The organism is Paludibacterium denitrificans, assembly GCF_009707705.1.
Lineage (GTDB): Bacteria > Pseudomonadota > Gammaproteobacteria > Burkholderiales > Chromobacteriaceae > Paludibacterium_A > Paludibacterium_A denitrificans.
Map to the genome: position 1 here is coordinate 1,846,444 of NZ_WLYX01000001.1, position 24,787 is coordinate 1,871,230.

The following is a 24,787-nucleotide window of genomic DNA, read 5'->3' on the forward strand; positions in this document are numbered from 1 at the left end:
CGTTGGCGCCGGATGATGATTCGGTGGAAATCCACGCCAGCCATGGCCCGATGCGCGAGCTGGAAGTGCTGAAAGACCGCCTGCTGGCGCGCTTTGCCGCCGACCCGACTCTCACCCCGGCCGACATCGCCGTGCTGACGCCGGACATCAACGCCTACGCGCCGTATATCGACGCCGTGTTTGGTAAGCGCGAACAGGTGCCCAATATTCCGTACAGCATTGCCGACCGGCGCGTGGAGCGCGAAGAACCATTGTTGGCCAGCGTTGCCAACGTGCTGGATCTGGTCGATTCGCGCTTTGCCGCCGATGCCGTGCTGGCGTTGCTGGATACCCCGGCGCTGCTCGAACGCTTTGGCCTTGGCGCTGACGACGTGCCGTTTATCCAGCAGTGGGTGCGCGACACCGGTATCCGCTGGGGACGCGACGCGGCACACAAGGCCGCGCTTGGCTTGCCTACCGATCCGCTGTTTACCTGGCGCTGGGGCCTGGATCGGCTGCTGCTGGGCAGCGTGCTGCTTCGGCGGCGCTGGCCGGGCAGGGCAGTCCGCTGTTTGCTTAAACTTGTTACCGGCGGCTGGTGCGCAGGGCGGGTTGGCCGAAACACTGGCACGCTTTGCCAGCTTGTATGGCGCGCTTGAGCAACTGGCGCACGATTGGGCCGTGCCCGCCACGCCTAACACTGTGGGCGCAGCGCCTGTTGGGTGCCATCGAAACGCTGTATGTCGCCGGGGACGAGCACGAGGCGGCGCTGGCGGTATTGCGTGAAGCGTTGGCCGAACTGGCTTAGCGATGCACAACTGGCGGCGTTTGAGCAGCCGGTGGCGCTGCCCGTGGTGCGCGACTGGCTCAGCCGCCGCCTGACGCTGGCCTCGCCCAGCGGCTTTTTGTCCGGTGGCGTTACCTTCTGCGCCATGGTGCCGATGCGCTCGATCCCGTTCCGCCTGCTGTGCCTGATCGGCATGAACGACGGCGCCTATCCGCGTGACGAGCGCCCGGTCAGCTTTGATCTGGTGGCGCGTCACCCGCGGCGGGGCGACCGCTCGCGCCGCTTCGACGACCGCTACCTGTTTCTGGAGGCCATCCTGTCGGCCCGCCAGACGTTGTACCTGTCGTACGTCGGCCAGTCGGCGCGCAGCAACGAACCGTTGCCACCGTCGCCATTGCTCTCCGAATTGCTCGATACCTTTGCCGCCATGAGCGGCGGCGATGTCAGCGCCCGGCTGGTGGTGCGCCATCCGCTGCAACCGTTTGCCCCCGCGTGTTACGACGGCCGCGCGCCGCAACTGGCCAGCTTCGAGCCGACCTTTGCCGCCGCGCTGGCACAGCCGCCCGCCAGCCCGGCGCCGTTTGCCGTGCCACTGCCGACGCGGGCCGCCAGCGGCGTGGTCAATTTGCATGATTTCATCCGCTTCTGGAAAAACCCGGTGCGCGCGTGGTTGGCCGAACGGCTGGCCATCCGCCTGATCGGCAGCGACGACGAGCTGCCGGTGCGCGAGCCGTTTGCGCTGGAGCGCGAGGCGCGGCAGGACGTGCGGCGGCAGTTGCTGGAGGCCATGTTGCATCGCCAGCCGCTGGCACCGGTGCAACAACGGCTGGTGGGCGCCGGGCTGCTGCCGCTTACCGCGCTCGGCCTGGCTCGACGACGAGATGGCGGTCAGCGCCCGATTTGCCGCGCGTCTGCTTCGGCGGCGTTGCGCGACGACACCCTGCCGCCGCAACCGGTGACGCTGACGCTGGCCGGGCTGACGCTAACCGGCGAGCTGACCGGGTTGCGGCCACAAGGCTGGTTGAGCGTGGTGCCGCGCATGATGAACGCCAGCGAGCGTATCGAACTGTGGCTGACCCATCTGATCCTGTGCGCCACCCGCCCCGCCGGGGTCGATTGCAGCAGCGTGCTGTGCCACGAAGGCGGCAATCTGACGTTGACTGACGAACCTGCGGCGGCCGAGCTGCTGACGCCATGGCTGGTGCGCTGGCAACAGGGCCAAGACCAGCCGTTGCCGTTTTTTGGCCGCACCAGCTGGGCCTATGCCGAAGCGCTGGCCGCCGCGCCGGATCTGCCACAGCAGGCGTTGCAACAGGCGCAGTCCAAGTGGGATCCGGCCTTTCTGCCGGACGGCAGCATGGCACAAAAAGACGAGCGATTGCGCTGGCGTTTCGCCATCAGGCGCCGCTGGACGACCCGTTGTTTGCCCTGTTGGCCGAAACCCTGCTGCTGCCGTTGGCCCAGCGTTTAGGAGCCAGCGCATGAGTATGCCTGCCGCCCAACCTCTGGACGCCTTGCAGTGCCCGCTGTCCGGCGTCAACCTGATCGAAGCCTCGGCTGGCACCGGTAAAACCTGGACCATTGCCGCGCTCTACCTGCGGCTGTTGCTGGAAGCCGCCAGCGGCGAGCCGCCGACGGTAGACCAGATTCTGGTGGTGACCTACACCAAGGCCGCCACGGCCGAACTGCGCGACCGGCTGCGTCAGCGGTTGGCCGAATTTGCCCGTGTGCTGGATGGTGAACTCGCTTAAGCGACGCCTTCTTGCAGGCGCTGGCACAGCGTTTCCCGGCTGGCCAGCCGCGCGAGCTGGCGCGTCAGCGCCTGACCGCCGCCATCACCGGTTTTGACGCCGCCGCCATCTACACCATCCACGGCTTTTGCCAGCGTGTGCTGACCGATGCTGCCTTTGAAAGCGGCCAGACCTTTGCCGCCGAACTGGTGACCGACGACGAGCGCCGCCTGAGCGAAGCGGTAGACGATTTCTGGCGGCGGCGTGTGGTAACCGACCCGCTGCTGGCGCGCGTGCTGGCCGAGTCGGGCGACACGCCGGATGGCTGGCTGGCGGACATCCGGCCGCATCTGGCCAAATCCTATCTGCGGTTTTCCAGCCCGGCGCCCGGTGTACTGGAGCAGGCCCGGGCGCAGGTCACGGCCGCCCTGGCAAAGGTTGGCCGAAAACCCGGCACAGTTGACGACCGCCGCGGAGTTGTTGCTCACGACCCAAGGCTTCAAGGCCAATATCTATGGTCCGGCCACGCTGGCCCGGCTGATCGACAGTTTGCAAACCTTGCTGGCGGCGCCGGACACCGTGCCGGTGCTGTCCAGTCATGAGCGCAAGCTGCTGGACAAGTGGCGGCCGGGCACTCTGGCGCGCGGCATGAAAAAAGGTACGACGGCGCCCGAGCATCCGTTGTTCGAGCGGGTGGAACAGTGGCTGACGGCGTGGGATGCGTACCTCAGTGCCGTGGCGCACGCGGTGGCGCGGCTCAAGCTGGAATTGATCGACTGGGTCAACGCCGAGCTGGCGCGGCGCCGGGTGAGCGAGCGCACGCGCAGTTTCGACGATCTGCTGACCGATCTGGCCGCCGCGCTGGAGCACCCGGACACCGGCCAGCTGCTGGTCAATCACGTGGCGCGCACCTTCCGCGTGGCGCTGATCGACGAGTTTCAGGATACCGACCCCACCCAGTACGGCATTTTCCGGCGCTGCTTCATTCAGCGACCGGCGGCTGAGGCCATACCGGTGTTTCTGGTGGGCGATCCCAAGCAGGCGATTTACAGCTTCCGCGGTGCCGATATCTTTGCCTATCTACAAGCGCGCGACGATGCCCGGCACCATTACACGCTGGATACCAACCGCCGCTCCGATGCGCCGCTGGTGGCCAGCGTCAATGCGCTGTTTGCCCGCCCGCTGCCGTTTGTGCTGAAAGATATCGACTACCAGCCGGTGCAGGCCAGCCCGTCTTCCGGTGCGCAGCTGGAGATCGACGATGACGTGGCGCCGTTCAGTTTTCAGGCCCTGACGTTTGACAGTGACAAACCGGCGAGCAAACAGTTGGCCGGTGATCTGGCCGCCGAGAGCACCGCCAACGAAATCGCCCGCCTACTGCAGCTGGCGCAACAGCAGCGAGCCTCCATCGTCCAGCACGGGCAGCGCCGCGCGCTGAACGGCGGCGACATCGCCGTGCTGGTGTCTACGCACCGGCAGGGCGACCGCATCCGTCAGGCACTGGCGGCGCGTGCGGTGCCAAGCGTGGCGTTGACGCAGGAAAGCGTGTTTGCCAGCCGCGAAGCGGGCGAGTTGCTGGCCGTGCTGCGAGCCTGGGCGGAGCCGAGCAGCGATGGCTGCGGCGCGCGCTGGTAACCGAGTTGATGGGGCTGAACGCCGCCGAACTGTGCGCACAGGTGGAAGATGAAAGCGCCCGGGAACACCGCCTGCTGACCAATGCCGCCGATCACCAGCGCTGGCTGGAACACGGCTTCATGGCGGCGTGGCGTCATTTCTTTGCCCGCGCACAGTTGGCCGAACGGCTGTTGCCGCTACCGGATGGCGAGCGGCGGCTGACCAACCTGTCGCATCTGGCCGAGTTGATTCAGCAAGAAAGCGAACAGCGGCAAGGCATGGCACCGCTGTTGAGCTGGTTGGAAAGCAAGGTCGCCCGGCCGCCCAGCGGTGAGGACGCGGTACTGCGGCTGGAAAGCGATGCGCAGCTGGTGAAGATCGTTACCCTGCACACCTCCAAGGGCCTGCAATACCCGGTGGTGTTCTGCCCGTTTCTGTGGGATGGCGCGCTGGAGCGGCGTGACACCGCCTTCTGGCGCTACCACGACGAGCAAGACCAATCCGGCTGACGCCGGAAGTACTGGCCGATGCCAGCGTGCGCGAACAGGCGCGGACCGAAACGTTGGCCGAAAAACTGCGCCTGCTGTACGTGGCGCTGACGCGGGCGCAATACCGCCAATATGTGGCGTGGGGCTGGGTCAAGGACATGCAGACGGCAGCCTTGTCGTGGCTGCTGCATGGCGAGCAGGCGAGCACCTTGCCGCAACTGGAAGAACTGGAGCTAAGTGCCGCCGATATCGGGCGCGGGGTGCAGCAGTTTGTGCACAAACAGCACGGCGCTGCCGGTTTGCTGGCGGCGGATGCCAGCCTCAATCCGCTGCCCTCGCTGGCGCACACCCGGACTTATGCGGCGCAGCGCTTCGAACGGCCGTTGTATACGCCGTGGCGGGTGAGCAGTTTCAGTGCGCTCACCAGCCGCCTGCATGGCGCGGCACAGGCCGAGCGGCCGGATCACGACCGGCTGGGGCCGGAAGAAACCGCTACCATGGCCGAGTCTGGCGTGCCGGATCGTTATGCTTTCCCGCGTGGCAGCCGCGCCGGTACCTGTCTGCACGCCATGTTCGAGCGGCTGGATTTTGCCGCCAATGAACACACCATCGCCCAGGTGGTAAGCGACATGCTGGCCAGCCACGGTTTTGCGGAACACTGGCAGTTAAGCGGCGGTCGATCTGGTTACCTCCACGTTGCACGCCGAGCTGGATGCTGGCGTGCGGCTGGCCGATGTGGCCCCGGGCAAACGGCTGGTGGAGCTGGAGTTCACCTTACCGGTGCAGCGGCTGGAACTGAAAGCGCTGATTGCCGTGCTGACCGATCCGGCCCATGGTCTGGCCGAGCCGCTGCGGGCCGCCGCCCGCCAGCTCGATTTTGCCAGCGTGCAGGGCTATCTCAAGGGCTTCATCGATCTGGTGTTCGAGGCGGACGGACGCTTGTATCTGGTGGATTACAAATCCAATCACCTCGGCTCACGGCCGGAGGATTACCATCGTGCGGCGCTGGACGCCTCGATGGCCAAAGAACATTACTATTTGCAGGCACTGATCTATTGCGTGGCGCTAAAGCGCTATTTCCGGGCGCGCGGCGTGGCGTTCGGCCAACGTTTTGCCGGGGTGCGCTATCTCTACCTGCGCGGCATCGGCCGGGCGATCACGGCATTTGGGCCGCGCGCCCCAGTGACGCCTTGCTGGAAGCGCTGGATCGGGTGTTTGGCAGTTGAAACATTATTACGGGGAACGGCATGTTTGAATCGGCAGAGATTGGCCACTGTATAGACAAGGACACCTTTCGCGAACAGGTGCCCGCGTTGCGCGAAGCCTTGCTGGAAATCCAGTACGAACTGAAGGAAAAAGCCGACTTTCCGGTGCTGATCCTGATTCACGGTTTTGATGGCGCCGGGCGCGGCGAAACCATGAACCTGATCAATGAGTGGCTGGACCCGCGGCTGATCCATACGGTGGCGTTTGGCGAACCCAACGACGAGGCGCGTGCCCGGCCATGGATGTGGCGCTTCTGGAACCAGCTGCTTAACCAAGGGGCGCATCGGCATGTTCTTTGGCTCGCATTATTCCGACACGCTGTTCGACCGGGTATTTGGCCGCAGTGACCGCGATGCCTTCGACAGCCAGATTTTCGACATCCTGCGCTTCGAGCGCATGCTCAGTCAGGACGGCGCGCTGGTGCTCAAGTTCTGGTTTCACCTGTCCAAGGAAAAACAGTACAAACGCCTCAAACAGCTGGAAAAAGACCCGGCCACCAGCTGGCGCGTGACCGACACCGACTGGGAACATCACGAGCGCTACGACAAGATTCGCAAGCACGCCGAACACATGCTGCGTCTGACCAATACCGCCGATGCGCCGTGGATACTGGTGGAAGGCGAAGATGCCAACTATCGCAGCCTCACCGTCGCCACCACGCTGCTCACCGCCATCCGCAAACGGTTGGATCAGCCGTCGGCCCCGGCAGAAGAGATCGACGCGCCGCCGCTGCTGGCACCGATCGACAACAAGCTGTTGCTGGACACCTTGCAGCTGGAGCAGAAGCTGGACAAAAACAGTTATCTGGCCCGCCTGCAACTGTTGCAGGGTCGGCTTAGCCATCTGACGCGCGACGAGCGCTTCAAGGAGCAGTCGCTGGTGCTGGTGTTTGAGGGCAATGACGCCGTTAAGCAAGGGCGGCACCATCCGGCGCATTACTCAGGCGCTGGATGCCCGCAGCTACCGTGTCGTGCCGATTGCCGCACCGTCCGAGGAGGAACGCCTCAAACCGTGGCTGTGGCGCTTCTGGCGGCACATTCCGGTGCAAGGGCGGCATTACCGTGTTCGACCGCTCCTGGTATGGCCGCGTGCTGGTGGAACGTGTCGAAGGCTTTGCCCGCGAGGCAGACTGGATGCGTGCCTATTACGAGATCAACGACTTTGAGCACCAGTTGTCGGAAAACGGCGCCATCGTGCTCAAGTTCTGGCTGGCCATCAGCAGCGAGGAGCAGTTGAAACGCTTCAAGTCGCGCGAGGATACCGGCTTCAAGCGGTTCAAGATCACCGAAGAAGACTGGCGCAATCGCGAAAAATGGGACGCCTACAAACTGGCGGTGAGCGACATGGTCGATCGCACCAGTACCAACAAGGCACCGTGGACGCTGGTGGAAGCCAACAACAAGTATTACGCCCGTCTCAAGGTGCTCACTACCGTGTGTGAAGCATTGGAGGCCCGGCTTGCGCGCTGACCGCTATCTGGCTGTTGCCGCCGTGTTGTGGGCCGTACTGTGTGGCACGCTTCCGGGCGGTCAGTCTGCGTGCCGGTTTGATGGTGGATACCGGCGCGCCCTACACCTACGCGCCGGATACGCCGCAGGCCAGCCTGTACCGCAGCGCGCTGGAGCAGATCACCCGCCAAAGCGGCATCCGCTTTCAGGTGGATTACTATCCTGCGCCACGCATCCAGCAGCTGTTTGAAGTGGGCAAACTGGATGTGGAAGTGGGCGTGCATCCCAGCTGGCGTACCTTGTCGCCGGTGGGCGGGTTTTATACCGAGCCGATCGGCACGGTGGAATACATGCTGTGTTTTCATCCCGGCCAATGGCGTCAGGTCAACCATCCGGCCGATCTCAAAGGCTGGATCGTCGGCACCCTGCATGGCCAGCGCTATCCGGAGTTCGACGCCGCCTTTGCCAGCGGGCTGTTGCGCCGTGACGACGCCATGACGGAAAACGAACTGATCAGCAAATTGCGGCTGGGGCGCAACAACGTGGCCATTCTCGATCGCCATCAGGCCGAGTGGCTCAGCCACCAGTAAGCCGACCGGCGCTGCGAACCCGGTGCTCGGCGCCGGTTCCTCGCCGGTTATGCTGCGCATCCATCCGCAGTTCCGCCAACTGGTGCCGGTGCTGAACCGCGCCATCCGTCAGCTCAATGCCGAAGGCCGCCTCAAGGCCATTTTTCAGCGCTATCACTGAGAGCGGGGACGTTACACCATGTCGATGCCGGAGGCTCTTCTTCCCTTCCCAACTGGCCTTGCTGTTCCGACGGCTCGATCCGCAACTGGACGAGCGCGTGCTGGCGCTGGTGCACGAACTGAGTTCGGCCAACCTTGCTTAGCCATGTCTGCCTGCCGCTGGCCCATCGGCCGGAACGTCAGGCCCTGCAGCGCTCGCCGCTGGTCGGCCGCCCCGGTGCCTACACCCCGCTGGTGCTGGACGAGGCTGGCTTACTGTATTTTGCCCGGCACTGGTTTGATGAAGCGCGGCTGGCACAGGCGTTGATCGCGCTGGCGCAAACGCAGATAACGCTGCCGCCTTGGCACAAGTTCGGCCGGTACTGCAGGCGTTGTTTCCCTCCGCCGCGGCGAACGGGCCGGATCGGCAGAAACTGGCGGCGGCGCTGGCTGCACGGCAGCGGCTGCTGGTTATCTCCGGCGGCCCCGGCACCGGCAAGACCACCACCGTGGTGCGCCTGCTGGCGATGCTGGCCAGCCCGGCCGAGCGGCCACTGGTCATGAAAATGGCGGCCCCCACCGGCAAGGCCGCGGCACGCCTGACCGAATCGGTACGCGCCGCGCGCGCGGGCCTGCCGGTAGCCGAGCCGGTGCGTCGCCAGTTGCCGGACAGCGCCGAAACCCTGCACCGCCTGCTGGGCCTGCGCCCGGGCGTTGCCACGCCGCGCCATCATGCCGGCAATCCGCTGCCGCTGGATGTGCTGGTGGTGGACGAAGCTTCGATGATCGACCTCGACCTGATGGCGCGCACGGTCGAGGCGTTGCCGTCACAGGCCCGGCTGATCCTGCTGGGCGACCGCGACCAACTGGCCTCGGTGGAAGCCGGGTCGGTGCTGGGCGATATCTGCGCGGCGGTAACCTATCGCCCGTCCACGCTCGGCTGGTTGCAGGAGGCGGCGGGCGACAGCTTAGTTCCAGCGAGAGTCCTCCCTCGGCGCTGGCCGACTGCGTGGCGCTGTTGACGCATAGCCACCGTTTCAGCGCCCAGTCCGGTATCGGCGAATTGGCGCGCTGGGTGAATCAGGGCGATGCTGCCCGGTCGCTGGCGGTGTTGCAATCGGCGCAGTGGCCGGAGGTCAGCCTGCAAGCGACGCTCGACGACGAGCAACTGCTCCAGCGTCGCCAGCCGTACTGGCAGGCGGTGACGGCTTCGGCCAACCTAGCGGACCTCCAGCAGGCATTTGCCGCCTTCATGCTGCTGGCGGCGGAACGTCGTCAGGTAGATGACATCAACCGGCGCATGGAAGCGCAATGTGAAGCCGCGGGCCTGAAGGAGCCGGGGCGCGTCTGGTATCTTAAGCCGCCCGGTGATGATCAGCGAAAACGATTACGGGCTGGGGCTGTTCAACGGTGATATTGGCTTTGTCGTGGCGCGCGCCGACGGCCTGCGGGTGGCGTTTCCCTCGGCCGACGGTGGCTGGCGCGAGTTCGCGCCCGGGCGCCTGCCCGCGCACGACACGGTGTTTGCCATGACCGTCCACAAGAGTCAGGGGTCGGAGTTTGACGAAGTCTGCCTGCTGCTGCCGGACACGCCAACGCCGTTGCTCAACCGCGCACTGGTGTATACCGCGCTGACCCGCGCCCGCCAGCGCTTTGTCGTAGCTGGGGCGGCCAGCGTCTGGGAGCAGGGGGATTCAATACGCCCCGGTACGCCACTCCGGGTTGGCCGATCGGCTGCGCTGAACGCTGCGGGTGCGTGATTCGCGCCACAGTTTTGGGAGCGCCGCCGGGCGCTATTGTTACCGTATTGTCATAAATATAGGCAAGCCGCGCCGCGCAGCCTAAGATGGCGGCTTTGCCCAATCCTGCGTGGAACACAGCACATGCAAGTCGATGCCGTACTAGGCTATCTGCAACAGATTACCCACTATGACCGCAGCGCTTTTGCCCCGTTACAGATCGGCGCGCACACGCTGGGCGCCATCAACCCGGCGTGGCAGCAACGCTTGTTGGCCGAAGCCGATGGCCTGTTTCAGGCGCGTGCCGGTGTCATTCACTGTCTGGCCGAGGGCGGTTACCCGGCGATCAGCCGGGCATTGATGAGCGCGGCACGGCGCTGGCGCGATGCCGGTTGGCTCACCGGCTGGCGTGATGAAAATTTCACCGCATTCTTGCCCGATGGCACACCGTTTTTCGAACTGGAACGGGCCGCCTTCCGCCCGCTGGGCCTGACCAGCCGCGCCGTGCACCTCAATGGCCTGACCCGATTGCCAAATGGCGATGTCGCCATGTGGATCGGCCGCCGCAGCCCGCACAAGGCGGTTGATCCCAATCGCATGGACAACATGATGGGCGGTGGCATTGCCGTTTACGAATCCATTCCGCTGGCTTTGCAGCGCGAAGGCTGGGAAGAGGCGGGTATTGCCGCCCAGCGTTTACAAGGACTGTCGGCCGCCAGCCTGTTGCTGGCCGAACGCCCGGTACAACGCGGCCTGCACCGCGAGTGGCTGTATGTGTTTGATTTGTGGTTGGCCGAAGGCGAGCAGCCCTGTAATCAGGATGGCGAAGTGGCCGAGCATGTCTGCCTGCCGTTGGCCGAAGTGGAGCAACTGATCGTGGACGAGCGCTTCATGATCGATGCGGCCCTGGTCGCCGTCGATTGCATGGCACGCCCGGGCTATTGGCAACAACACACGCCACGCATCAACGCCGCCCTCGCCGTCGCACGGCACGACCCGCAGCTGGCCATCCCGCGGCAGTCGGCCTGTTGGGCCAACGCTTGATCGATATCAACACCGTCCATGGCGATTGGATTAGCATGGAACATGAAGCTGGTGGTACGGTTTACGCCTTCTGTGACGGTGCTGCCAGCGCTGTCATGTAGTGACTGTTCATTGTTTGATCCTTTCTTCAGGCTGGTTCACACCAGCCTGTTTTCTTTGGCGGCGTAGAAACCGCCGTGGATCGTCCCACCCCGTGGTTAGCTGTTCATCGGCGGGTGATACAGTGCAAAAGTGTGCCGACCATGGGTTTTGGCCTCATACATGGCCTGATCGGCATGCTGCACCAGCTCCTCGGCGGTATTGCCATCTTGCGGGAAACGGCTGATACCGACACTGGCCCCGATCAATAGCGATTGGCCACCAATCCGCATCGGCTGGCTCAGGTTGTCGAGAATCTTCTGTGCAATGGCCGCAAGATGGTTGGCTTCGCCAACGCCTTGCAACAACACGATGAACTCATCGCCGCCCAGACGTGCCACCGTGTCCTCGCTGCGCAGCGCATGCAGCAGGCGTTGTGCCGCCGTATGCAGCACCTGGTCGCCCACGGCATGCCCCCACTGGTCGTTGATATCCTTGAAGTGATCCAGATCGACAAACAACACGGCCAGTTGTTGTTCACGCGGGATGGCCTCGCGCATCGCCTGCTCGAGTTGCTGGAAGAACAGCATGCGATTGGGCAAACCGGTGAGGGAATCGTGGCGCGCTAGGTGGGTCAGTTCCTGTTGGCGGTCATACAAATTGCTCATGTCCGTCTTCAGTTGCTGGCGCATCTGGTCGAAGCAACGGGCCAGAATGCCGATCTCGTCACCGCGCTTCAGCGGCAGTTTCTCCATGGACTGGTCACTGGAAAAGCGCGTGGCGGCACGGGCGAGCATGTTCAGCGGCCGGGCCAGTGCACGGGCAAATGCCACGGCCAGCACGATGGATAACAGGCTGAAAGCCAGCACCATGTGTACGATGCGCCGCCCCAGCGCATCGGCCCCCATCAGCACGTCGGATAGCGGGCGTGACAGGCCGAGCACCAAAAACTGTTGTTCACGTTGGCCGAACGGTTTACGGACAAAAGTCAGTACCGGCCTTGTGCCTGCTTCGGGTCATCCACGCCGTTCACCACCACGCTGTCAGTAGTGTGGCGGAACAATGGCTCCGTTGCGCGGAAGCTGTCCTGAATCAATATCCGACGGCCCTTGTCAAAACCAAAGGTCTGCGCGGCATCCGGGTGGATCAGGAAGTCCCCCCAGTGGTTGGTCAGATACAGCTGGTAATGGCTGGGCAAGTCGGCTTGTAATAGTCGGAAAAGGTTGGTCAGGCTGACATTCACGACCAGCACGCCACCCACCTTGTCGGCGGTGGTCAGCACCGGCGTGGCCACTTGCAGCGTGGGTTGGCCTTCGGCCGCATGGGCGCCGTCTTCATGGTTGATCATCAGCCGCGACAGATAGACCTCGCCCGGGCGTAGTTGCAAGGTCTCGAACACGTAGGGGTAGTGGCCTTTTTCCTGCAACTGGTCGCCATCGATGCGCATGAGTCGTGGGCCATCGCGGTCCACCCGCACCTGTTCCATGCCGTTCGGTTCGGCACTAATCAAGCGGATCTGCAGATATTCCGGGTGAGCCTTCAGCACCGAGGCAAATACCGGGGCCAGACGGTCTTTCAGCCCCTGTTCTCCTTCGCTGGTTTGCAGGCTGATAATCACCGGGGCGGCAGGCAGGGTGGACAACACGCGGGCATCACTGGCGATGTCGTTGATCGCCGTGGACAAGCGTCGGCTCAACAGCTGGGTGGAGGTCAGCAGATTGCGCTGCGCCGCACCCACCAGCATGGCGCGGTTGGCCGAATAGGCGTAGTAGCCGGTCAGGCCGGAGGCGAGAATACCAATGCTTAAGCCAACAGGATCGCCAGTTTAATGGTCAGGCGCGCATGTTTCAAAAGCTCCCGTGGCGATCGCCCGAGATAATCTTGTACCATAAGGCCTCGCGGCGCTCGGCATCCTCCACCGGTTCCAGCCAGATGATGCGAGCATTGTGTGTCAGTTCGGGGCTGGCACTGATAGTGTTGGCCAGCCCCGGCGTTGGGTCAATAGGCCGCTGACACGTTTGTCGAGCATATGGTTGATCCAGTTATGGGCCAGTTGCCGGTTGTGGGCTGACCGCGTCATCGCCCAGCAGTCCAGCCATGCCAGCGCCCCTTCCTTGGGAATCACATAACCCACGTCAGCGCCCGCCTGACGCAGCTGCGTCAATTGCTGGGTGCCATAATTGGCAAACATTAGCGCCACCTTGTGCTGCATAAACAGCTCGGTCGCTTCTTCCGGCAGATTGTAATAGCTCAACACGTTGCGGCGTAACTCGATCAGCCGCTGCGTAACCTGTTTCATCTGCGCATCGTGCAATAAAAACGGTGTGCGGATGCCAAGCGTCAGTGCGGTGAACGAAAAATTGTGCTGGGCGCTGTTGAAGGCCAACACCTTGTGGCGGTAGCGCGGATTCCACAGTTCGGCCATCGACTGGGGTGGCGTACGAAACTGGCGCCGATCATAGATCAGCCCCATGGTGGAATAGGTGTAGGGGATGGCATAGACCTGACCGTTATGCATCAGGCCGGGAATGGAAGAGGGGGGCGAAAGCGCGGTAACTGCCGTCGGGTATTGGGCAGGACGGCTACATCCAGCGGCTGTAGTAACCCTTCGCGGGTATAGCGCTGCATCTCGGCCGTGTTGGCGGCAACCACATCAAATTGCTGGCCCTTGGCCGCGTGCATCTTGGCCCAGAGCGCTTCGTCGGAGTCGACGAAGGTAACATTGACCTGCACCTTGTACTGCTGCTCAAACTGTTTGACGACATCGCTGTCGGCATAGCCCGGCCGAGCCAATACGCGCAACGTCTCGACGGCAGCGGCTTACTGCCAGCATAACAGGCAGCACGCCAGCACTCCCCCAAGTTTGCTGTAGATGCGCGGTGTCACCACGGTAGTCTCTTCAAAATGCTTTATTGGCCTTATCGCCAGCCAGTCTAATGGAAAACCGGCCGATCAATGGGGGAAATATACACTTTATTGAAAGTGATGCGGCGGATTTGATACAGCGGATGGTGGCAGAAAGCAAAAGGGGCAGTACCGTAGTGGCACTGCCCCTTGTGTATCCTATGGTGCACCCGATTGGAATCGAACCAACGACCTTCAGCTTCGGAGGCTGACACTCTATCCAACTGAGCTACGGGTGCACGGCTGCTTTCTCAAGCAGGCCGGATGATAGCGCAAAGCTCTTGCCCGAGTCCAGCACAGGGTTTTTTGCCTTGCATGGCCGGTTACCGTATAATTGGCCCATTTTGATTGTCATTTATTTTTTCAGGCGAGGCTCAGAATGAGTAATGAGAACGGAATGGCTCCCGGTCAGATCATCAAGGTTCTGGTTGGCGTCGTTGTCTTTCTTGGCGTAGCGATCTTCCTGCTGGTCAAGTTGGCCACTAGTGGCTACAACGTGGATGCCGAAGTGATGACCAAAGAGGCTGTGGCCTCCCGCCTGAAACCGGTCGGCGAGTCCAAGGCCAGCGATGCTCCTCCGGGAATGCGCACCGGCGAACAAGTGTTCAAGGCCATTTGTATTTCCTGTCACGGTGCTTACCGGCTGGTTCGCCGAAATTTGGTGACGCTGGTGCCCGGGGCCCGCGTATTGCCAAGGGCTGGGATATGCTGACGCAACACGCGCTGCAAGGCTTTAACGCCATGCTTAAGCCAAAGGTGGTGCAGCCGATCTGACCGATGACGAAGTTAAACGTGCCGTTGCCTATATGGGCAATGCCGGTGGTGCCAAGTTCACCGAACCGCCGGTGGGTGGTGCTGCCGCGGGTGGTGCTCCGGCTGATCCGGCTGTTGTCGGCAAGAAGATTTATGAAAGCGTTTGCGTTGCCTGCCACGGTAGCGGCGCTTCCCGCTCCGAAATTTGGCGACAAGGCCGCTTGGGCTCCGCGTCTGAAAGTGGGTCTGGACGAAGTGCAGAAGATTGCTACCAAAGGCCTGAACGCCATGCCGCCTAAAGGTGGTTTCGGTGGTAGCGATGCAGAGTTCCGTGCTGCGATCGAATACATGGCCAACGCTGCCAAGTAAGCTGATCGGATAGCCAGACAAAACGCCGCGATGTTTCGCGGCGTTTTTTATTGTTTGGCCAACCTTGATGCTTGATGCGTCAGGTTGGCCGAAAGGTTGGTTTATTGGCCAAACAGCTGGCGCAAGGCCGCTTGTTCATCACCATTGGGTTGGCCAAACCACATCGGGTTGCTGCCATCCGGTTGATAGATGCCTAAGCCAGACGCTGGGTGGTGGGCGAATAGATGATCACGTAGTTATGCGAGCCGCAGTTATGCGCTTCGCAGCGGTTGCCGCTGATATAAACCTGGTTGCCGACGTTGACCGGCGACATCGGGCCTTCCGGCCCGGCAAGTTCCGGTACCTGATTGGCGCGCAGGGTTTTCTTGAATGCCGTGCGGAAGGTCTTGTCGCCCTTCAATACATCACTCAGATACGGACAGTTGCCGCGATAGCCGTTGGCGGCGGAGGGAACCTGGCAGTTGAGCGCCTGAGTGGCTTTGGCAGAAGCCGCCCGGGCGGACAGCGGAGCGAGCAGGGCGGCGGTAATCAGGGTGCAAAGGCCGAGGCGATGCTGGCGTGTCATGGAAATCTCCGTGGTTGGGCTGGCGTGTGCACAGTGCGGCGCCAGCGTCCCTCCATTGTGCATGACATTGCGCGGTTTGCGCACGCTCAACTATCCCGTTTTGATGTCTTGCTATCGAGCGTGGCCATCAGGTTGGCCAGCTCTTGCCTTCGTTCTTGCTGACGATCGGCTCGGCACCGGGTTTGCCAAAATGGCGGATATCGTCGCCGTTGATTTCCTCGATGAAGCGCGACGGCTCGACAAACTGCCATTCCCCGGCACGCTTGCGTTTGACGCAATAACTGAGCGTCAGGCTCTTCTGCGCCCGGGTGATGCCGACATACATCAGGCGCCGTTCTTCCTCGACCATGTCGTTATCGATCGACTCGCTATGCGGCAGAATGCCTTCTTCGGTGCCCACCAGAAACACATGCGGATATTCCAGCCCCTTGGAGGCATGCAGCGTCGACATTTTTACCGCATCCACGTCACCTTCATCGCGCCCTTCCAGCATGGTGATCAGGGCGATGGTCTGGGTCAGTTCAATCAGGTTCTTGCCGTCGGCCTCGCCCTTGCGGTCAAGCCACGCCACCATCTCCGGGACGTTTTTCCACTTGTTCTCGGCCATGCGCGGGCTGTCTTCGCTGTCATACAGCCAGGCTTCGTAACCGATGGCCTGCATCATTTCCTGCACCAGCGCCCCGGCCGGTTCGCGCGTGGCGCGGTATTGCAGCTGGTTGATGAAGTCGCAGAATTGTTCCAGCGGTTCCAGTTGCGCTTTTTGCACCAGCAGGCGGAAGCCTTCCTCGTGCGCGGCGGCAAACAGGCTCTTGTGGCGTTCGCCAGACCAGCTGCCGAGTTTTTCCAGCGTGCTGGCCCCGACGCCGCGTTTGGGAGTGGTGAGCGCGCGGATGAAGGCCGGATCGTCATCCGGGTTGGCGATCAACCGCAGGTAGGCGATGACGTCCTTGATTTCCGGTTTGTCGAAGAAGCTCTGGCCGCCTGCCATCTGGTAGGGAATGCGCTGATTGCGTAGCGCCTGCTCGAAAATCCGCGCCCGGTAGTTGCCGCGATAGAGAATGGCGTAATCCTTGAAGGCGGTGCGGCACTCAAACTTGTGTGCCAGCAGGCGCTGCACCACGACTTCTGCTTCGTGCTCCTCGTCCTTGCATTGCACCACGTGGATCGGTTCGCCCAGCCCCAGATCGCTCCACAGCTGTTTGTCGAACAGTTTGGGGTTGTTGGCAATCACCGAGTTGGCGGCGCGCAGGATACGCACGGTAGAGCGGTAGTTCTGTTCCAGTTTGATGATGTTGAGCTTGGGAAAGTCGCTTTGCAGCAGCCGCAGGTTTTCCATGTTGGCGCCGCGCCGGCATAGATGGACTGGTCATCGTCGCCAACGGCCGTGAACATGCCACGCACGCCGGTGAGCAGTTTCACCATCTGATACTGGCAGGTATTGGTGTCCTGATATTCGTCGATGAGCAGGTAACGCAGCTTGTGCTGCCATTTTTGCAGCACTTCTTCGTTTTGCCGGAACAGTTGCACCGGCAGGCGGATCAGGTCGTCAAAATCCATCGCCTGATAGGCGTTGAGCGTGTCCTGATAGGCAAGGTAGGTGGTGGCGCAGACGCGCTCCCACTCGTTTTCGGCCTGTACCAGCCGCTCCTCGGCGCTCTGGAAGTCGTTTTTCCATAACGAAATCTGGCTTTGTACCTTGCGGATTTCATCCTTCGAGGTGGTTTTCAGCAGGTCGGCAATGATCTTGCTTAGGCATCGAACGCATCCAGAATGGAAAACTGTGGCTTGTAGCCGAGGTGCGCGGCTTCCTGTCGCAGGATTTGCATGCCAAGCGAGTGGAAGGTGGACACCGTCAGTCCACGCAGTTCCACTGGCGTGAGCAGTTTGCCGATGCGCTCCAGCATCTCGCGCGCCGCCTTGTTGGTAAAGGTGATGGCGGCGATGTGGCGGGCCGTCATGCCACCCTGACGAATCAGGTAGGCGATTTTGTGCGTGATCACACGGGTCTTGCCAGAGCTTGGCACCGGCCAGCACCAATAACGGGCCGTCGAGATACTGGATGGCCGCGCGTTGCGGCGAGTTGAGCTGAGGTGCGGACATGGCTTTCTGACGGGAGGAATGGGTGGCTAGCACAGTGAGGTGGCCGGGATCGCAAAGCGGTAACTCAGGCTGGGCATTGTAGCATTGCGGTATCATGGCTACCAAAAGTGGAGGCGGTTGGCTCCGCTCGTGCGTTCAAGGACTCTACATGGCAATTTATGCAATCGGCGACATTCAGGGCTGCTTTGGCCCGTTTCAGCAACTGCTGGAAATCATCGACTTCAATCCCGGCAAGGACACGCTGTGGCTGACCGGTGATCTGGTCAACCGCGGGCCGCAGTCGCTGGAAGTGTTGCGCTGGGTGTTCCGTCATCAGGACAACGTGGAAATGGTGCTGGGCAACCACGACCTGCACTTGCTGGCTGTGGCGGAGGGGTTTGGCAAGATTCACAACGATGACACCTTGATGGACATCCTTAACGCCGCTGATGGCAAGGTGCTGCTGGATTGGCTGCGCTGCCAGCCGCTGATGCTCAGCGGGCATGGCTATGCCATGGTTCATGCCTTAACCTGTTGCCGGAATGGAGTATCGACAAGGCGCTAAGGTTGGCCGAAGAAGTGGAAGATGGCTTGTCTGGCCCGCATTATCGCGATTTCCTGTCGCGGCTGTATGGCAACAAACCCACGCGCTGGAGTGACGAGCTGAAAGGCGTGGAGCGCTTGCGCGTCATCGTCAACGCCATGACACGCATGCGCTTCATTACCCGCAGCGGAGAAATCGACCGGCTTACAAGGGCGAACGCGACAAGGCGCCGGATAACCTGATTCCCTGGTTTGCCGCACCGCATCGGCGCAGTCACAGCATGCCGATCATCTGCGGCCACTGGTCGGCGCTGGGGTTGTATCTGACCGACGATATTGCGGCCATCGATACCGGTTGTCTGTGGGGCGGCAGCCTTACGGCGCTACGGCTTGAGGATCGGCAGCTGTTTTCGCTACCGTGTCAGGCGTATCGGGCAGTGGTAGCCTGAGGCTCTTGCTGATTTCGAGGCGCGCCAGCTCGGAGAGCTGAAAACGGTTGTCGAGGCCATTGATGCTTCCCTTGAGTGGCTGGCCGTAGGTCAGCTCCACTTCCATGGCCGGTACGGCCAGCATCTGCCTCAGACTTTGCCAGAACGTGGTGTCGCTTAGCGTAGGCCGCTGCCGTGGTCAATTCGCCGTCCGGCAGCTGATAGCGTAATGCCACCGGCTGCACCGTGCCTTTGGCCAGCAGTGCGGCTTCAAACAACGATGACTTGAACGGCAGTAGCCCGCGGCCATCGGAGGTGGTGGCTTCCGGGAATACCGCCATGCAGCCGCCCTTGGCCAGTGCTTCGGCCAACTGCTGGTTGACCCGGCTGGCATCGCGCCGGTTGCTGCGGTCGATGAACAGCGTGCCGCCCACCTGCACCAGCCAGCCGATCACCGGCCAGTCGCGAATTTCCCGTTTGGCCACAAAGCGCGACACCGTCACGCTGTTGAGGACGAAGATATCCAGCCAGGACACGTGATTGGCCACCAGCAGCGTATTGGGCGGATAAAAGCCGGGATTGAGGCCGTTGACCTTGAGCGAGATGCCCAGAATCTTTAACAACTGTGCCGACCAGCGCCGCGTAACGACGGCACGTTCCGGTTGCGCCAGCCGCTTGTAGCGCGTGGCCACAATCAGAATACCGCGGGTCAGGTGCAGGCCAAGGCGACACAGGCGGGTGAGGCGGACAAGGTACGGAGTGGTGGTAGACGTCAAAGTACGTGGCACTTATGGCAAAAATGAGTAGACGCCAACTCTAGCACGGCTGGCAGAGCGGGCAATAGTAGGAACTCCGCTGTCCCCGGCGCAGATGGCGAATCGGCGTACCGCACTGGCGGCAAGGCTGCTCGGCGCGGCCATACACCATGTAGGTTTGCTGGAAATAACCCGGTTTGCCATCGGCATGCACAAAATCGCGCAATGAGCTGCCGCTTCAATGGCACGTGCCAGCACCCGTTTGATTTCGGCGGCGAGGCGGTCGCAATCGCGGCGGCTAAGACGCTGGGCAGCACGGGTTGGCCGAATGCTTAGGCATGAAACAGCGATTCGTTGGCGTAGATATTGCCCACGCCTACAACAACATGGTTATCCATCAGCATCAGCTTGATCGCGCTGTCTTTCTTGCGGCTGGCGGCGTACAGCGTGGCGCCGTCAAAATCGTCGGTCAGCGGCTCCGGCCCCAGTTTGGCCAACAACGGATGCTGTTCCAGCGGGCCGATATGCCACAACATGGCACCAAAACGCCGTGGGTCGCGGTAACGCACCGCCTGTTCGCCAAGGACAAGATCGACATGGTCGTGTTTTTCCGGCGGAGTATCCGCCGCCACCACGCGCAGGCTGCCGGACATGCCCAGATGGACCAGCAGGCAGCCGCTGTCAAAGCCGATGATCAGATACTTGGCACGGCGCGTGACCGAGCGTACCGTGAGACCTGTCAGGGTAGCCGCCAGATCCGGCGGCACCGGCCAGCGCAGCCGACTGTCGCGCACAATGACGTCGCGGACGGTGGCTCCGGTCAGGTGTGGCGCCACGCCCCGCCGGGTGGTTTCCACTTCGGGTAGTTCTGGCATGATTGAATGTGGACTCTATACAAGGTGAACGCCGGAATAAAACGGCAGTTGAAACTGTTTCGCGTCGGCCACGACCGGCCAAGCGAACGTGCTATTCTACGCCATGCTTTGCCTGCGGCAATGCCATTGCCGGGGCGTCCCGCTGCGGCAGTTGTCCTGCCGTGAAATGATTGGACCCGGTGCGTGAACCGGTAGCTTATTAACAGGCTCCTAAATTTTGATGCGAATGAAAACGCTGAACCGAACCCTTCCGCTGTTGTTGGTCATGTTGTTGTCGGCTTGTGCCAGCTTCAAGCTACCGTCTGCCACCGCGCTTACCAGCACCCAGCAGTCTGCTGCGGACAACGATGGCAGCAACGTGGCCGACACTGATCCGCGCTTGCCGCGCGTGGAATTGACGCCGGATATCGTGTACGGCGTGGTGGCGGGCGAGATTGCCGCTCAGCGTGGTGCCGTAGGGTCGTCGGCGTTGACGTATCTCGATCTGGCCGAGGCAAACGCGTGATCCGCGCATGGCGCAACGGGCGGCGGAACTGGGGCTGTTCTCCGGCCAGCTCAAAGTGGCGTCCGATGCGCTGGAGCTGTGGGTTGAGCTCGACCCCAGTTCCCAAACGGCGCGTGAGCAACTGTTCATCGTGCTGCTGCGCTCCGGCAAGTTGGCCGAAAGCCAGCCCTTGGTGGAAGACCTGCTCACGCGTGAACCGGAGCGGGCACGGGCCATCTTTGTCCAACTCGCGCGCCTGACCTCATTGCAAAGCGACAAGCAAGGCGCCTACCAGTTAGTCAGCCAGTTGGCCGAGCGCTATCCCGATTTGCCTGAAGCGCGCTTTGCCCTGATTGCGGTGGCGGCAGAAGTGGGGGATAACGCCACCATTCAGCACGAATTTGACCGTCTGGCCGTAATTGCGCCCAAGTGGGATCTGCCGGTGGCCCGGCAGACCGATCGCCTGCGCCACCAGAGCAATGCGCAGGCGCTCAGCTTCCTGCAGCAGGAGCTGGCGCGTATCCGCAGGCTTCGCTGGAACTGAAAATGGCCTATCCGCGCCTGTTAGTGTCGAGCCGCCAGTTCGAGCAATCGCGCATCGAGTTTGAAAAACTGCTCAAGGACAATCCGACCAATCCCGATCTGCTCTATGGCGCCGGGCTGCTCGCTTTCCAGTTCCGCGACTTTGCCGTGGCACAGCGTGATCTCGTTGCCGCGCTCAATCAGCATCACCCGGAAGCCGACTTCATCCGCTTCACTCTGGGGCAGATTGCCGAAGAGCAGGGCGATACCTCACAGGCCCTCAACTGGTACGAGATGGTAGGCGCTGGTCAGCAGTTTCTGGCCGCTCAGGCGCGAATTGCCCTGATCGACGCCGAAGCAAGCAGGATCAGGCGCTGGCGCGGCTGGCAACGCTGGGCAGCACGGAAGACGAGAAGATTCAGCTGGTGCTGTTGCAATCGCAGATTGCCCGCAGCAGCAAGCAGCACGGGCTTACGAACTGTTGCGCAAGGCCGTGCAGCAGCATCCCAAATCTCCTGATCTGTTGTATGAACGGGCGCTGGTGTCCGATTCGCTTGGCCATGCCGCCAATGCCGAACGCGATCTGCGTCTGGTGCTCAAGGCCAAACCCAATGATCCGCAGGTACTGAACGCACTGGGCTACACGCTGGCCAACCGTACCACCCGCTATCAGGAAGCCTTGGGCTACATCAATCGTGCCCTCAAGGCCGAACCGGCCAACCCGATGATTCTCGACAGCCTCGGCTGGGTGCAGTTCAAGCTCGGCCATCTGGCGGCTGCACGGCAGGCGCTGGAACAGTCCTATGCCAAACTGCCGGATGCGGAAGTTGCCGCGCATCTGGGCGAAGTGTTGTGGCAGCAAGGCCACAAGGACGAGGCGCGTCAGCTATGGGACAACGCCTTGCGCGCTCATCCGGGGCATGAGGTGTTGCTGGATACCTTGCGTCGGCATCCGCAACCATGAACTGGGGTGCGTTGTGTTTGGCCTGCTGTTGGTCAGCGGCTGTGCCAGTCATGAAACGGTGTTTCGGCCAACCTTGCAAAGCCAGTCGCAAGATGCGCCGTTTGCCGTGAGCGGCCGCTTGTCGGCCAATCTGGATGGCAAAGGCCACGTCGCCAATTTTGAATGGAGCCACCAGCCCGGCCATGACGAGCTGTCGGTCAATTCGCCGCTGGGCAATACCGTGGCGCGTGTGGTGCGCGATGTCGATGGCGTCACCTTGTTTGCCGATGGCAAATCATGGCAGGCCGACGATGTCGAAAGCCTGACGCTCCAGACGCTGGGCTGGCCGCTGCCGCTGGCGAATCTGGTGTGGTGGATTCGTGGTCTCCGCTGCGCCCGGTGTCGACTATGTCCGCGGCGAGGATGGCTCGTTGCAACAGCAAGGCTGGACCATCCGTTTCGTGGCGGATGCCAATTCCGGTTTGCCCTATCCCAAGCGGGTGGAACTGCTGCGCGACAGCCTGACCGTGCGGCTCATCACGCAGGACTGGCACTGAACAACCTTTCTGGAACAGGTGCGTCCTGTCCTGATCTGACGATTTCCCGAAACCACCATGTCTGCCACTTTTCACTCTTTCCCCGCCCCGGCCAAACTCAACCTGTTGCTGCATGTCGTCGGCAAACGGCCGGATGGTTATCACCTGCTGGAAACCGTGTTCCGCTTTATCGATCTCAACGATACCGTCGAGTTGGCGGTGCGGCCGGATGGTGTAATCGAACTGCTCAATCCAACTGACGGCGTACCGCCGGACGAGGACCTGACCGTGCGGGCCGCCAAACTGTTGCAGCAACATAGCGCCTGTCCGCTGGGTGTCTCGATTCGCCTGACCAAACGTATCCCGATGGGCGGCGGTTTGGGCGGTGGCAGTTCCGATGCCGCCACCGTGTTGCTGGCTCTCAATCATCTGTGGGGGACGGGTGTGCCACGCCAGACGCTGATGGAATTGGGGTTGCGTCTTGGTGCCGATGTGCCGGTGTTTATTTTCGGGCGCAATGCGCTGGCGACCGGCGTAGGCGAAAAACTCAATGAAATCAATTTGCAACCGGCCCTGGTACGTGGTGATTCACCCGGGCGTACACGTGCCGACAGCAAAAATTTTCCAGAATTTTTCGCAGCAGGTGTTGACAGGGCAAGGCCGCATCAGCATAATGCGAATCCTCCAAACGACGCAGCAACGACGAAACGACCTGCAGTCGGTTGTAGTGAAGATGTACCCAGCGGTAAATAAAGTACTGAGCGAGTTAAGTAAGTACGGTTTTCCGCTGATGACTGGCTCCGGGGCTTGTGTGTTTCTGGAGTGTAAGTCAAAAGACGAAGCCGACAAAGTTTATCAGGCTGTGTCGAAAGAATACGACGGATTTGTTGTAAAAGGGCTAGATAGCCATCCGTTGATCGACATGGTTTGAAAATCAGTTACTGGGGAGTCGCCAAGTGGTAAGGCACCGGATTTTGATTCCGGCATTCGTAGGTTCGATCCCTACCTCCCCAGCCAAGACTCTTCTCTCCATAAGAGGGAGCGTAAAAAGCGTGTAAGGGATACTTACACGCTTTTTCTATATCCAGCTAGGACAAATCGAATCATGGCGGCATACGACAGTTTGATGGTATTCACCGGGACCGCAAACCCGGAACTCGCTCAGAATGTAGTCAAGCATCTGGACATTTCTCTCGGCCGCGCCGATGTGAGCAAGTTCAGCGATGGTGAAATCGCCATCGAATTGCTGGAAAACGTTCGCGGTCGCGACGTGTTCATCCTGCAATCGACCTGTGCACCTACCAATGACAATCTGATGGAAATCCTGACCATGGCCGACGCGCTCAAACGTGCTTCGGCCGGTCGTATTACCGCCGCCATTCCGTATTTTGGCTACGCGCGTCAGGACCGTCGTCCGCGTTCGGCCCGTGTACCTATCTCCGCCAAGCTGGTGGCCAACATGCTGATGACCGCCGGTATCGACCGCGTGCTCACCGTAGACCTGCATGCCGACCAGATCCGGGGCTTCTTCGACAAGCCGGTGGATAACGTCTATGCCACGCCGGTGCTGCTGAAGGACATTCGTGCCCAGCGCATCGAAGACCTGATCGTCGTCAGCCCGGACGTAGGCGGTGTGGTACGTGCCCGCGCCATGGCCAAGGCGCTGAATACCGATCTGGCCATCATCGACAAGCGTCGTCCCAAAGCCAACGTGGCCGAGGTGATGAATATCATCGGTGACGTCAAGGATCGCACCTGTCTGATCGTGGATGACATGATCGACACCGCCAATACCCTGTGCAAGGCCGCTTCTGCGCTGAAAGAGCGCGGTGCCGCACGCGTACTGGCTTATGCTTCCCATGCGGTGTTCTCTGGCCGGCCATTGACCGCATTGAAAATTCCGATATCGACATGGTTGTGGTAACGGACACGATTCCGCTGACGGCCAAGGCCAAAGCTTGTCCGAAGATCCGCGTGGCTTCCATTGCTTAAGCCTGTTGGCCGAAACGCTGCGCCGTATCAACAACGAAGAGTCGGTATCTTACCTCTTCAACGAGGAACTGGTTTCGACAGGCGCCTGCCTGCCGTAACATTCGGGCCGCTGGTCGCGGCGCCCGGGTGCTTTTAATC

Annotated in this window: 31 protein-coding genes, 2 tRNA genes and 7 pseudogenes; 30 read left to right on the top strand and 10 right to left on the bottom strand. The window is 61.6% G+C overall.

What is annotated here, in order from left to right:
• Positions 1 to 50 precede the first annotated feature (50 nt).
• The 7 genes from GKE73_RS27020 to GKE73_RS12160 are packed head-to-tail and all read left to right on the top strand — an operon-like array spanning position 51 to position 4,619.
• A complete protein-coding gene (locus GKE73_RS27020) occupies positions 51 to 638 on the top strand; it encodes a hypothetical protein (protein ID WP_512698925.1) in 588 nt (195 codons plus the stop codon).
• A complete protein-coding gene (locus GKE73_RS12135) occupies positions 626 to 787 on the top strand; it encodes a hypothetical protein (protein WP_230370217.1) in 162 nt (53 codons plus the stop codon). Before GKE73_RS27020 ends, GKE73_RS12135 begins: the two co-directional genes overlap by 13 nt.
• The gene (locus tag GKE73_RS12140; protein WP_230370218.1) at positions 762 to 2,237 is read left to right on the top strand and encodes an exodeoxyribonuclease V subunit gamma; all 1,476 of its coding nucleotides are present in this window, start codon (positions 762 to 764) and stop codon (positions 2,235 to 2,237) included. Before GKE73_RS12135 ends, GKE73_RS12140 begins: the two co-directional genes overlap by 26 nt.
• A gap of 10 nt (positions 2,238 to 2,247) precedes the next feature.
• Positions 2,248 to 2,517, top strand: a complete 270-nt coding sequence (locus tag GKE73_RS12145) for a UvrD-helicase domain-containing protein (protein ID WP_230370219.1) — start codon at positions 2,248 to 2,250, stop codon at positions 2,515 to 2,517.
• An 11-nt stretch (positions 2,518 to 2,528) separates the two neighbouring features.
• Positions 2,529 to 3,098, top strand: a complete 570-nt coding sequence (locus GKE73_RS12150) for a hypothetical protein (protein ID WP_230370220.1) — start codon at positions 2,529 to 2,531, stop codon at positions 3,096 to 3,098.
• 46 nt (positions 3,099 to 3,144) lie between these two features.
• A complete protein-coding gene (locus tag GKE73_RS12155) occupies positions 3,145 to 4,131 on the top strand; it encodes a UvrD-helicase domain-containing protein (protein WP_230371475.1) in 987 nt (328 codons plus the stop codon).
• Between the two features lie 5 nt (positions 4,132 to 4,136).
• A complete protein-coding gene (locus tag GKE73_RS12160; protein WP_230370221.1) occupies positions 4,137 to 4,619 on the top strand; it encodes a hypothetical protein in 483 nt (160 codons plus the stop codon).
• Positions 4,620 to 4,831: 212 nt separating this feature from the next.
• Here the strand turns inward: GKE73_RS12160 and GKE73_RS12165 are convergent, their stop codons facing one another.
• The gene (locus GKE73_RS12165; RefSeq protein ID WP_230370222.1) at positions 4,832 to 5,257 is read right to left on the bottom strand and encodes a hypothetical protein; all 426 of its coding nucleotides are present in this window, start codon (positions 5,255 to 5,257) and stop codon (positions 4,832 to 4,834) included.
• A 154-nt stretch (positions 5,258 to 5,411) separates the two neighbouring features.
• Between GKE73_RS12165 and GKE73_RS12170 the strand changes: the two genes are divergently transcribed.
• The 11 genes and pseudogenes from GKE73_RS12170 (at position 5,412) to GKE73_RS12215 (ending at position 10,823) form a co-directional block, all read left to right on the top strand.
• Entirely contained in the window at positions 5,412 to 5,879 is a 468-nt protein-coding gene (locus tag GKE73_RS12170; protein ID WP_230371476.1) for a PD-(D/E)XK nuclease family protein, read from the top strand.
• The gene (locus tag GKE73_RS23480) at positions 5,846 to 6,211 is read left to right on the top strand and encodes a hypothetical protein (RefSeq protein ID WP_280954912.1); all 366 of its coding nucleotides are present in this window, start codon (positions 5,846 to 5,848) and stop codon (positions 6,209 to 6,211) included. Before GKE73_RS12170 ends, GKE73_RS23480 begins: the two co-directional genes overlap by 34 nt.
• Positions 6,153 to 6,488: pseudogene (locus GKE73_RS23485) on the top strand (polyphosphate:AMP phosphotransferase); the annotation flags it as partial. The gene GKE73_RS23480 and the pseudogene GKE73_RS23485, both read left to right, overlap by 59 nt.
• 326 nt (positions 6,489 to 6,814) lie before the next feature.
• Positions 6,815 to 7,333, top strand: coding sequence for a hypothetical protein (locus tag GKE73_RS12180; RefSeq protein ID WP_446686331.1), 519 nt, complete (start codon positions 6,815 to 6,817; stop codon positions 7,331 to 7,333).
• 41 nt (positions 7,334 to 7,374) lie between these two features.
• On the top strand, positions 7,375 to 7,902 hold the full coding sequence (locus tag GKE73_RS12185; RefSeq protein WP_230370223.1) for a transporter substrate-binding domain-containing protein: 528 nt from the start codon (positions 7,375 to 7,377) through the stop codon (positions 7,900 to 7,902).
• 22 nt (positions 7,903 to 7,924) lie between these two features.
• Positions 7,925 to 8,062 (top strand): hypothetical protein, encoded by a 138-nt coding sequence (locus GKE73_RS12190; RefSeq protein WP_230370224.1) that lies wholly within the window; start codon positions 7,925 to 7,927, stop codon positions 8,060 to 8,062.
• On the top strand, positions 8,019 to 8,204 hold the full coding sequence (locus tag GKE73_RS12195) for a hypothetical protein (RefSeq protein ID WP_230370225.1): 186 nt from the start codon (positions 8,019 to 8,021) through the stop codon (positions 8,202 to 8,204). Before GKE73_RS12190 ends, GKE73_RS12195 begins: the two co-directional genes overlap by 44 nt.
• Before the next feature lie 198 nt (positions 8,205 to 8,402).
• Positions 8,403 to 9,062, top strand: a complete 660-nt coding sequence (locus GKE73_RS12200) for an AAA family ATPase (protein ID WP_230370226.1) — start codon at positions 8,403 to 8,405, stop codon at positions 9,060 to 9,062.
• Positions 9,050 to 9,454 (top strand): exodeoxyribonuclease V subunit alpha family protein, encoded by a 405-nt coding sequence (locus GKE73_RS12205; RefSeq protein WP_230370227.1) that lies wholly within the window; start codon positions 9,050 to 9,052, stop codon positions 9,452 to 9,454. The genes GKE73_RS12200 and GKE73_RS12205 overlap by 13 nt, the downstream gene beginning before the upstream one ends.
• The gene (locus GKE73_RS12210; protein ID WP_230371477.1) at positions 9,411 to 9,800 is read left to right on the top strand and encodes an ATP-binding domain-containing protein; all 390 of its coding nucleotides are present in this window, start codon (positions 9,411 to 9,413) and stop codon (positions 9,798 to 9,800) included. The genes GKE73_RS12205 and GKE73_RS12210 overlap by 44 nt, the downstream gene beginning before the upstream one ends.
• A 123-nt stretch (positions 9,801 to 9,923) precedes the next feature.
• Positions 9,924 to 10,823 (top strand): NUDIX hydrolase, encoded by a 900-nt coding sequence (locus tag GKE73_RS12215; protein WP_230370228.1) that lies wholly within the window; start codon positions 9,924 to 9,926, stop codon positions 10,821 to 10,823.
• A gap of 197 nt (positions 10,824 to 11,020) precedes the next feature.
• Here GKE73_RS12215 and GKE73_RS12220 read toward each other — a convergent pair whose 3' ends face one another.
• From GKE73_RS12220 to GKE73_RS12235, 5 genes are all read right to left on the bottom strand, one after another.
• Positions 11,021 to 11,845, bottom strand: a complete 825-nt coding sequence (locus GKE73_RS12220) for a GGDEF domain-containing protein (protein ID WP_230370229.1) — start codon at positions 11,843 to 11,845, stop codon at positions 11,021 to 11,023.
• 44 nt (positions 11,846 to 11,889) lie between these two features.
• Positions 11,890 to 12,645, bottom strand: a complete 756-nt coding sequence (locus GKE73_RS12225) for a cache domain-containing protein (RefSeq protein WP_230370230.1) — start codon at positions 12,643 to 12,645, stop codon at positions 11,890 to 11,892.
• Between the two features lie 207 nt (positions 12,646 to 12,852).
• A complete protein-coding gene (locus tag GKE73_RS12230; RefSeq protein WP_280954913.1) occupies positions 12,853 to 13,419 on the bottom strand; it encodes an extracellular solute-binding protein in 567 nt (188 codons plus the stop codon).
• Positions 13,419 to 13,703 carry an extracellular solute-binding protein gene (locus tag GKE73_RS23495; RefSeq protein ID WP_280954914.1) on the bottom strand — a complete coding sequence of 95 codons (285 nt, stop codon included), beginning with the start codon at positions 13,701 to 13,703 and terminating at the stop codon, positions 13,419 to 13,421. Before GKE73_RS23495 ends, GKE73_RS12230 begins: the two co-directional genes overlap by 1 nt.
• Before the next feature lie 264 nt (positions 13,704 to 13,967).
• A tRNA-Arg gene (locus GKE73_RS12235) sits at positions 13,968 to 14,044 on the bottom strand.
• A gap of 140 nt (positions 14,045 to 14,184) precedes the next feature.
• On the opposite strand from GKE73_RS12235, the gene GKE73_RS25865 reads away from it, so the two are divergent.
• Positions 14,185 to 14,517, top strand: coding sequence for a hypothetical protein (locus tag GKE73_RS25865; protein ID WP_376767353.1), 333 nt, complete (start codon positions 14,185 to 14,187; stop codon positions 14,515 to 14,517).
• A gap of 65 nt (positions 14,518 to 14,582) precedes the next feature.
• Positions 14,583 to 14,927, top strand: coding sequence for a c-type cytochrome (locus GKE73_RS25870; RefSeq protein ID WP_376767354.1), 345 nt, complete (start codon positions 14,583 to 14,585; stop codon positions 14,925 to 14,927).
• 193 nt (positions 14,928 to 15,120) lie between these two features.
• On the opposite strand, the gene GKE73_RS12245 is transcribed toward GKE73_RS25870, so the two are convergent.
• Together GKE73_RS12245 and GKE73_RS12250 are read right to left on the bottom strand one after the other, a co-directional pair.
• Positions 15,121 to 15,576 (bottom strand): Ivy family c-type lysozyme inhibitor, encoded by a 456-nt coding sequence (locus GKE73_RS12245; protein WP_230370231.1) that lies wholly within the window; start codon positions 15,574 to 15,576, stop codon positions 15,121 to 15,123.
• A gap of 43 nt (positions 15,577 to 15,619) precedes the next feature.
• A pseudogene (locus GKE73_RS12250) lies at positions 15,620 to 17,592 on the bottom strand (UvrD-helicase domain-containing protein).
• A gap of 148 nt (positions 17,593 to 17,740) precedes the next feature.
• On the opposite strand from GKE73_RS12250, the pseudogene GKE73_RS12255 reads away from it, so the two are divergent.
• Positions 17,741 to 18,563, top strand: a pseudogene (locus GKE73_RS12255) (symmetrical bis(5'-nucleosyl)-tetraphosphatase).
• Here the strand turns inward: GKE73_RS12255 and GKE73_RS12260 are convergent.
• Together GKE73_RS12260 and mutM are read right to left on the bottom strand one after the other, a co-directional pair.
• Positions 18,536 to 19,318, bottom strand: coding sequence for a lysophospholipid acyltransferase family protein (locus tag GKE73_RS12260; RefSeq protein WP_230370232.1), 783 nt, complete (start codon positions 19,316 to 19,318; stop codon positions 18,536 to 18,538). The pseudogene GKE73_RS12255 and the gene GKE73_RS12260 sit on opposite strands and share 28 nt — an antisense overlap.
• A 40-nt stretch (positions 19,319 to 19,358) precedes the next feature.
• A pseudogene (mutM, locus tag GKE73_RS12265) lies at positions 19,359 to 20,172 on the bottom strand (bifunctional DNA-formamidopyrimidine glycosylase/DNA-(apurinic or apyrimidinic site) lyase).
• Positions 20,173 to 20,398: 226 nt separating this feature from the next.
• Between mutM and GKE73_RS12270 the strand changes: the two are divergent.
• The 9 genes and pseudogenes from GKE73_RS12270 to GKE73_RS12305 all read left to right on the top strand — a co-directional run bounded on the left by GKE73_RS12270 (position 20,399) and on the right by GKE73_RS12305 (position 24,747).
• Entirely contained in the window at positions 20,399 to 20,677 is a 279-nt protein-coding gene (locus tag GKE73_RS12270; RefSeq protein ID WP_230370233.1) for a hypothetical protein, read from the top strand.
• A 7-nt stretch (positions 20,678 to 20,684) separates the two neighbouring features.
• A complete protein-coding gene (locus GKE73_RS12275) occupies positions 20,685 to 21,200 on the top strand; it encodes a tetratricopeptide repeat protein (protein WP_230370234.1) in 516 nt (171 codons plus the stop codon).
• 2 nt (positions 21,201 to 21,202) lie between these two features.
• Positions 21,203 to 21,697 (top strand): tetratricopeptide repeat protein, encoded by a 495-nt coding sequence (locus GKE73_RS12280; RefSeq protein ID WP_230370235.1) that lies wholly within the window; start codon positions 21,203 to 21,205, stop codon positions 21,695 to 21,697.
• Positions 21,660 to 22,142, top strand: a complete 483-nt coding sequence (locus GKE73_RS12285; RefSeq protein ID WP_230370236.1) for a tetratricopeptide repeat protein — start codon at positions 21,660 to 21,662, stop codon at positions 22,140 to 22,142. The genes GKE73_RS12280 and GKE73_RS12285 overlap by 38 nt, the downstream gene beginning before the upstream one ends.
• A pseudogene (locus tag GKE73_RS23500) lies at positions 22,099 to 22,452 on the top strand (lipoprotein insertase outer membrane protein LolB); the annotation flags it as partial. The gene GKE73_RS12285 and the pseudogene GKE73_RS23500, both read left to right, overlap by 44 nt.
• Positions 22,453 to 22,501: 49 nt before the next feature.
• Entirely contained in the window at positions 22,502 to 22,678 is a 177-nt protein-coding gene (locus GKE73_RS24820; RefSeq protein WP_230370237.1) for a lipoprotein insertase outer membrane protein LolB, read from the top strand.
• 57 nt (positions 22,679 to 22,735) lie between these two features.
• Positions 22,736 to 23,588 (top strand): annotated as a pseudogene (ispE, locus tag GKE73_RS12295) (4-(cytidine 5'-diphospho)-2-C-methyl-D-erythritol kinase).
• 11 nt (positions 23,589 to 23,599) lie between these two features.
• Positions 23,600 to 23,674, top strand: a tRNA-Gln gene (locus GKE73_RS12300).
• An 88-nt stretch (positions 23,675 to 23,762) separates the two neighbouring features.
• Positions 23,763 to 24,747: pseudogene (locus GKE73_RS12305) on the top strand (ribose-phosphate pyrophosphokinase).
• The last annotated feature ends 40 nt before the right edge of the window (positions 24,748 to 24,787 follow it).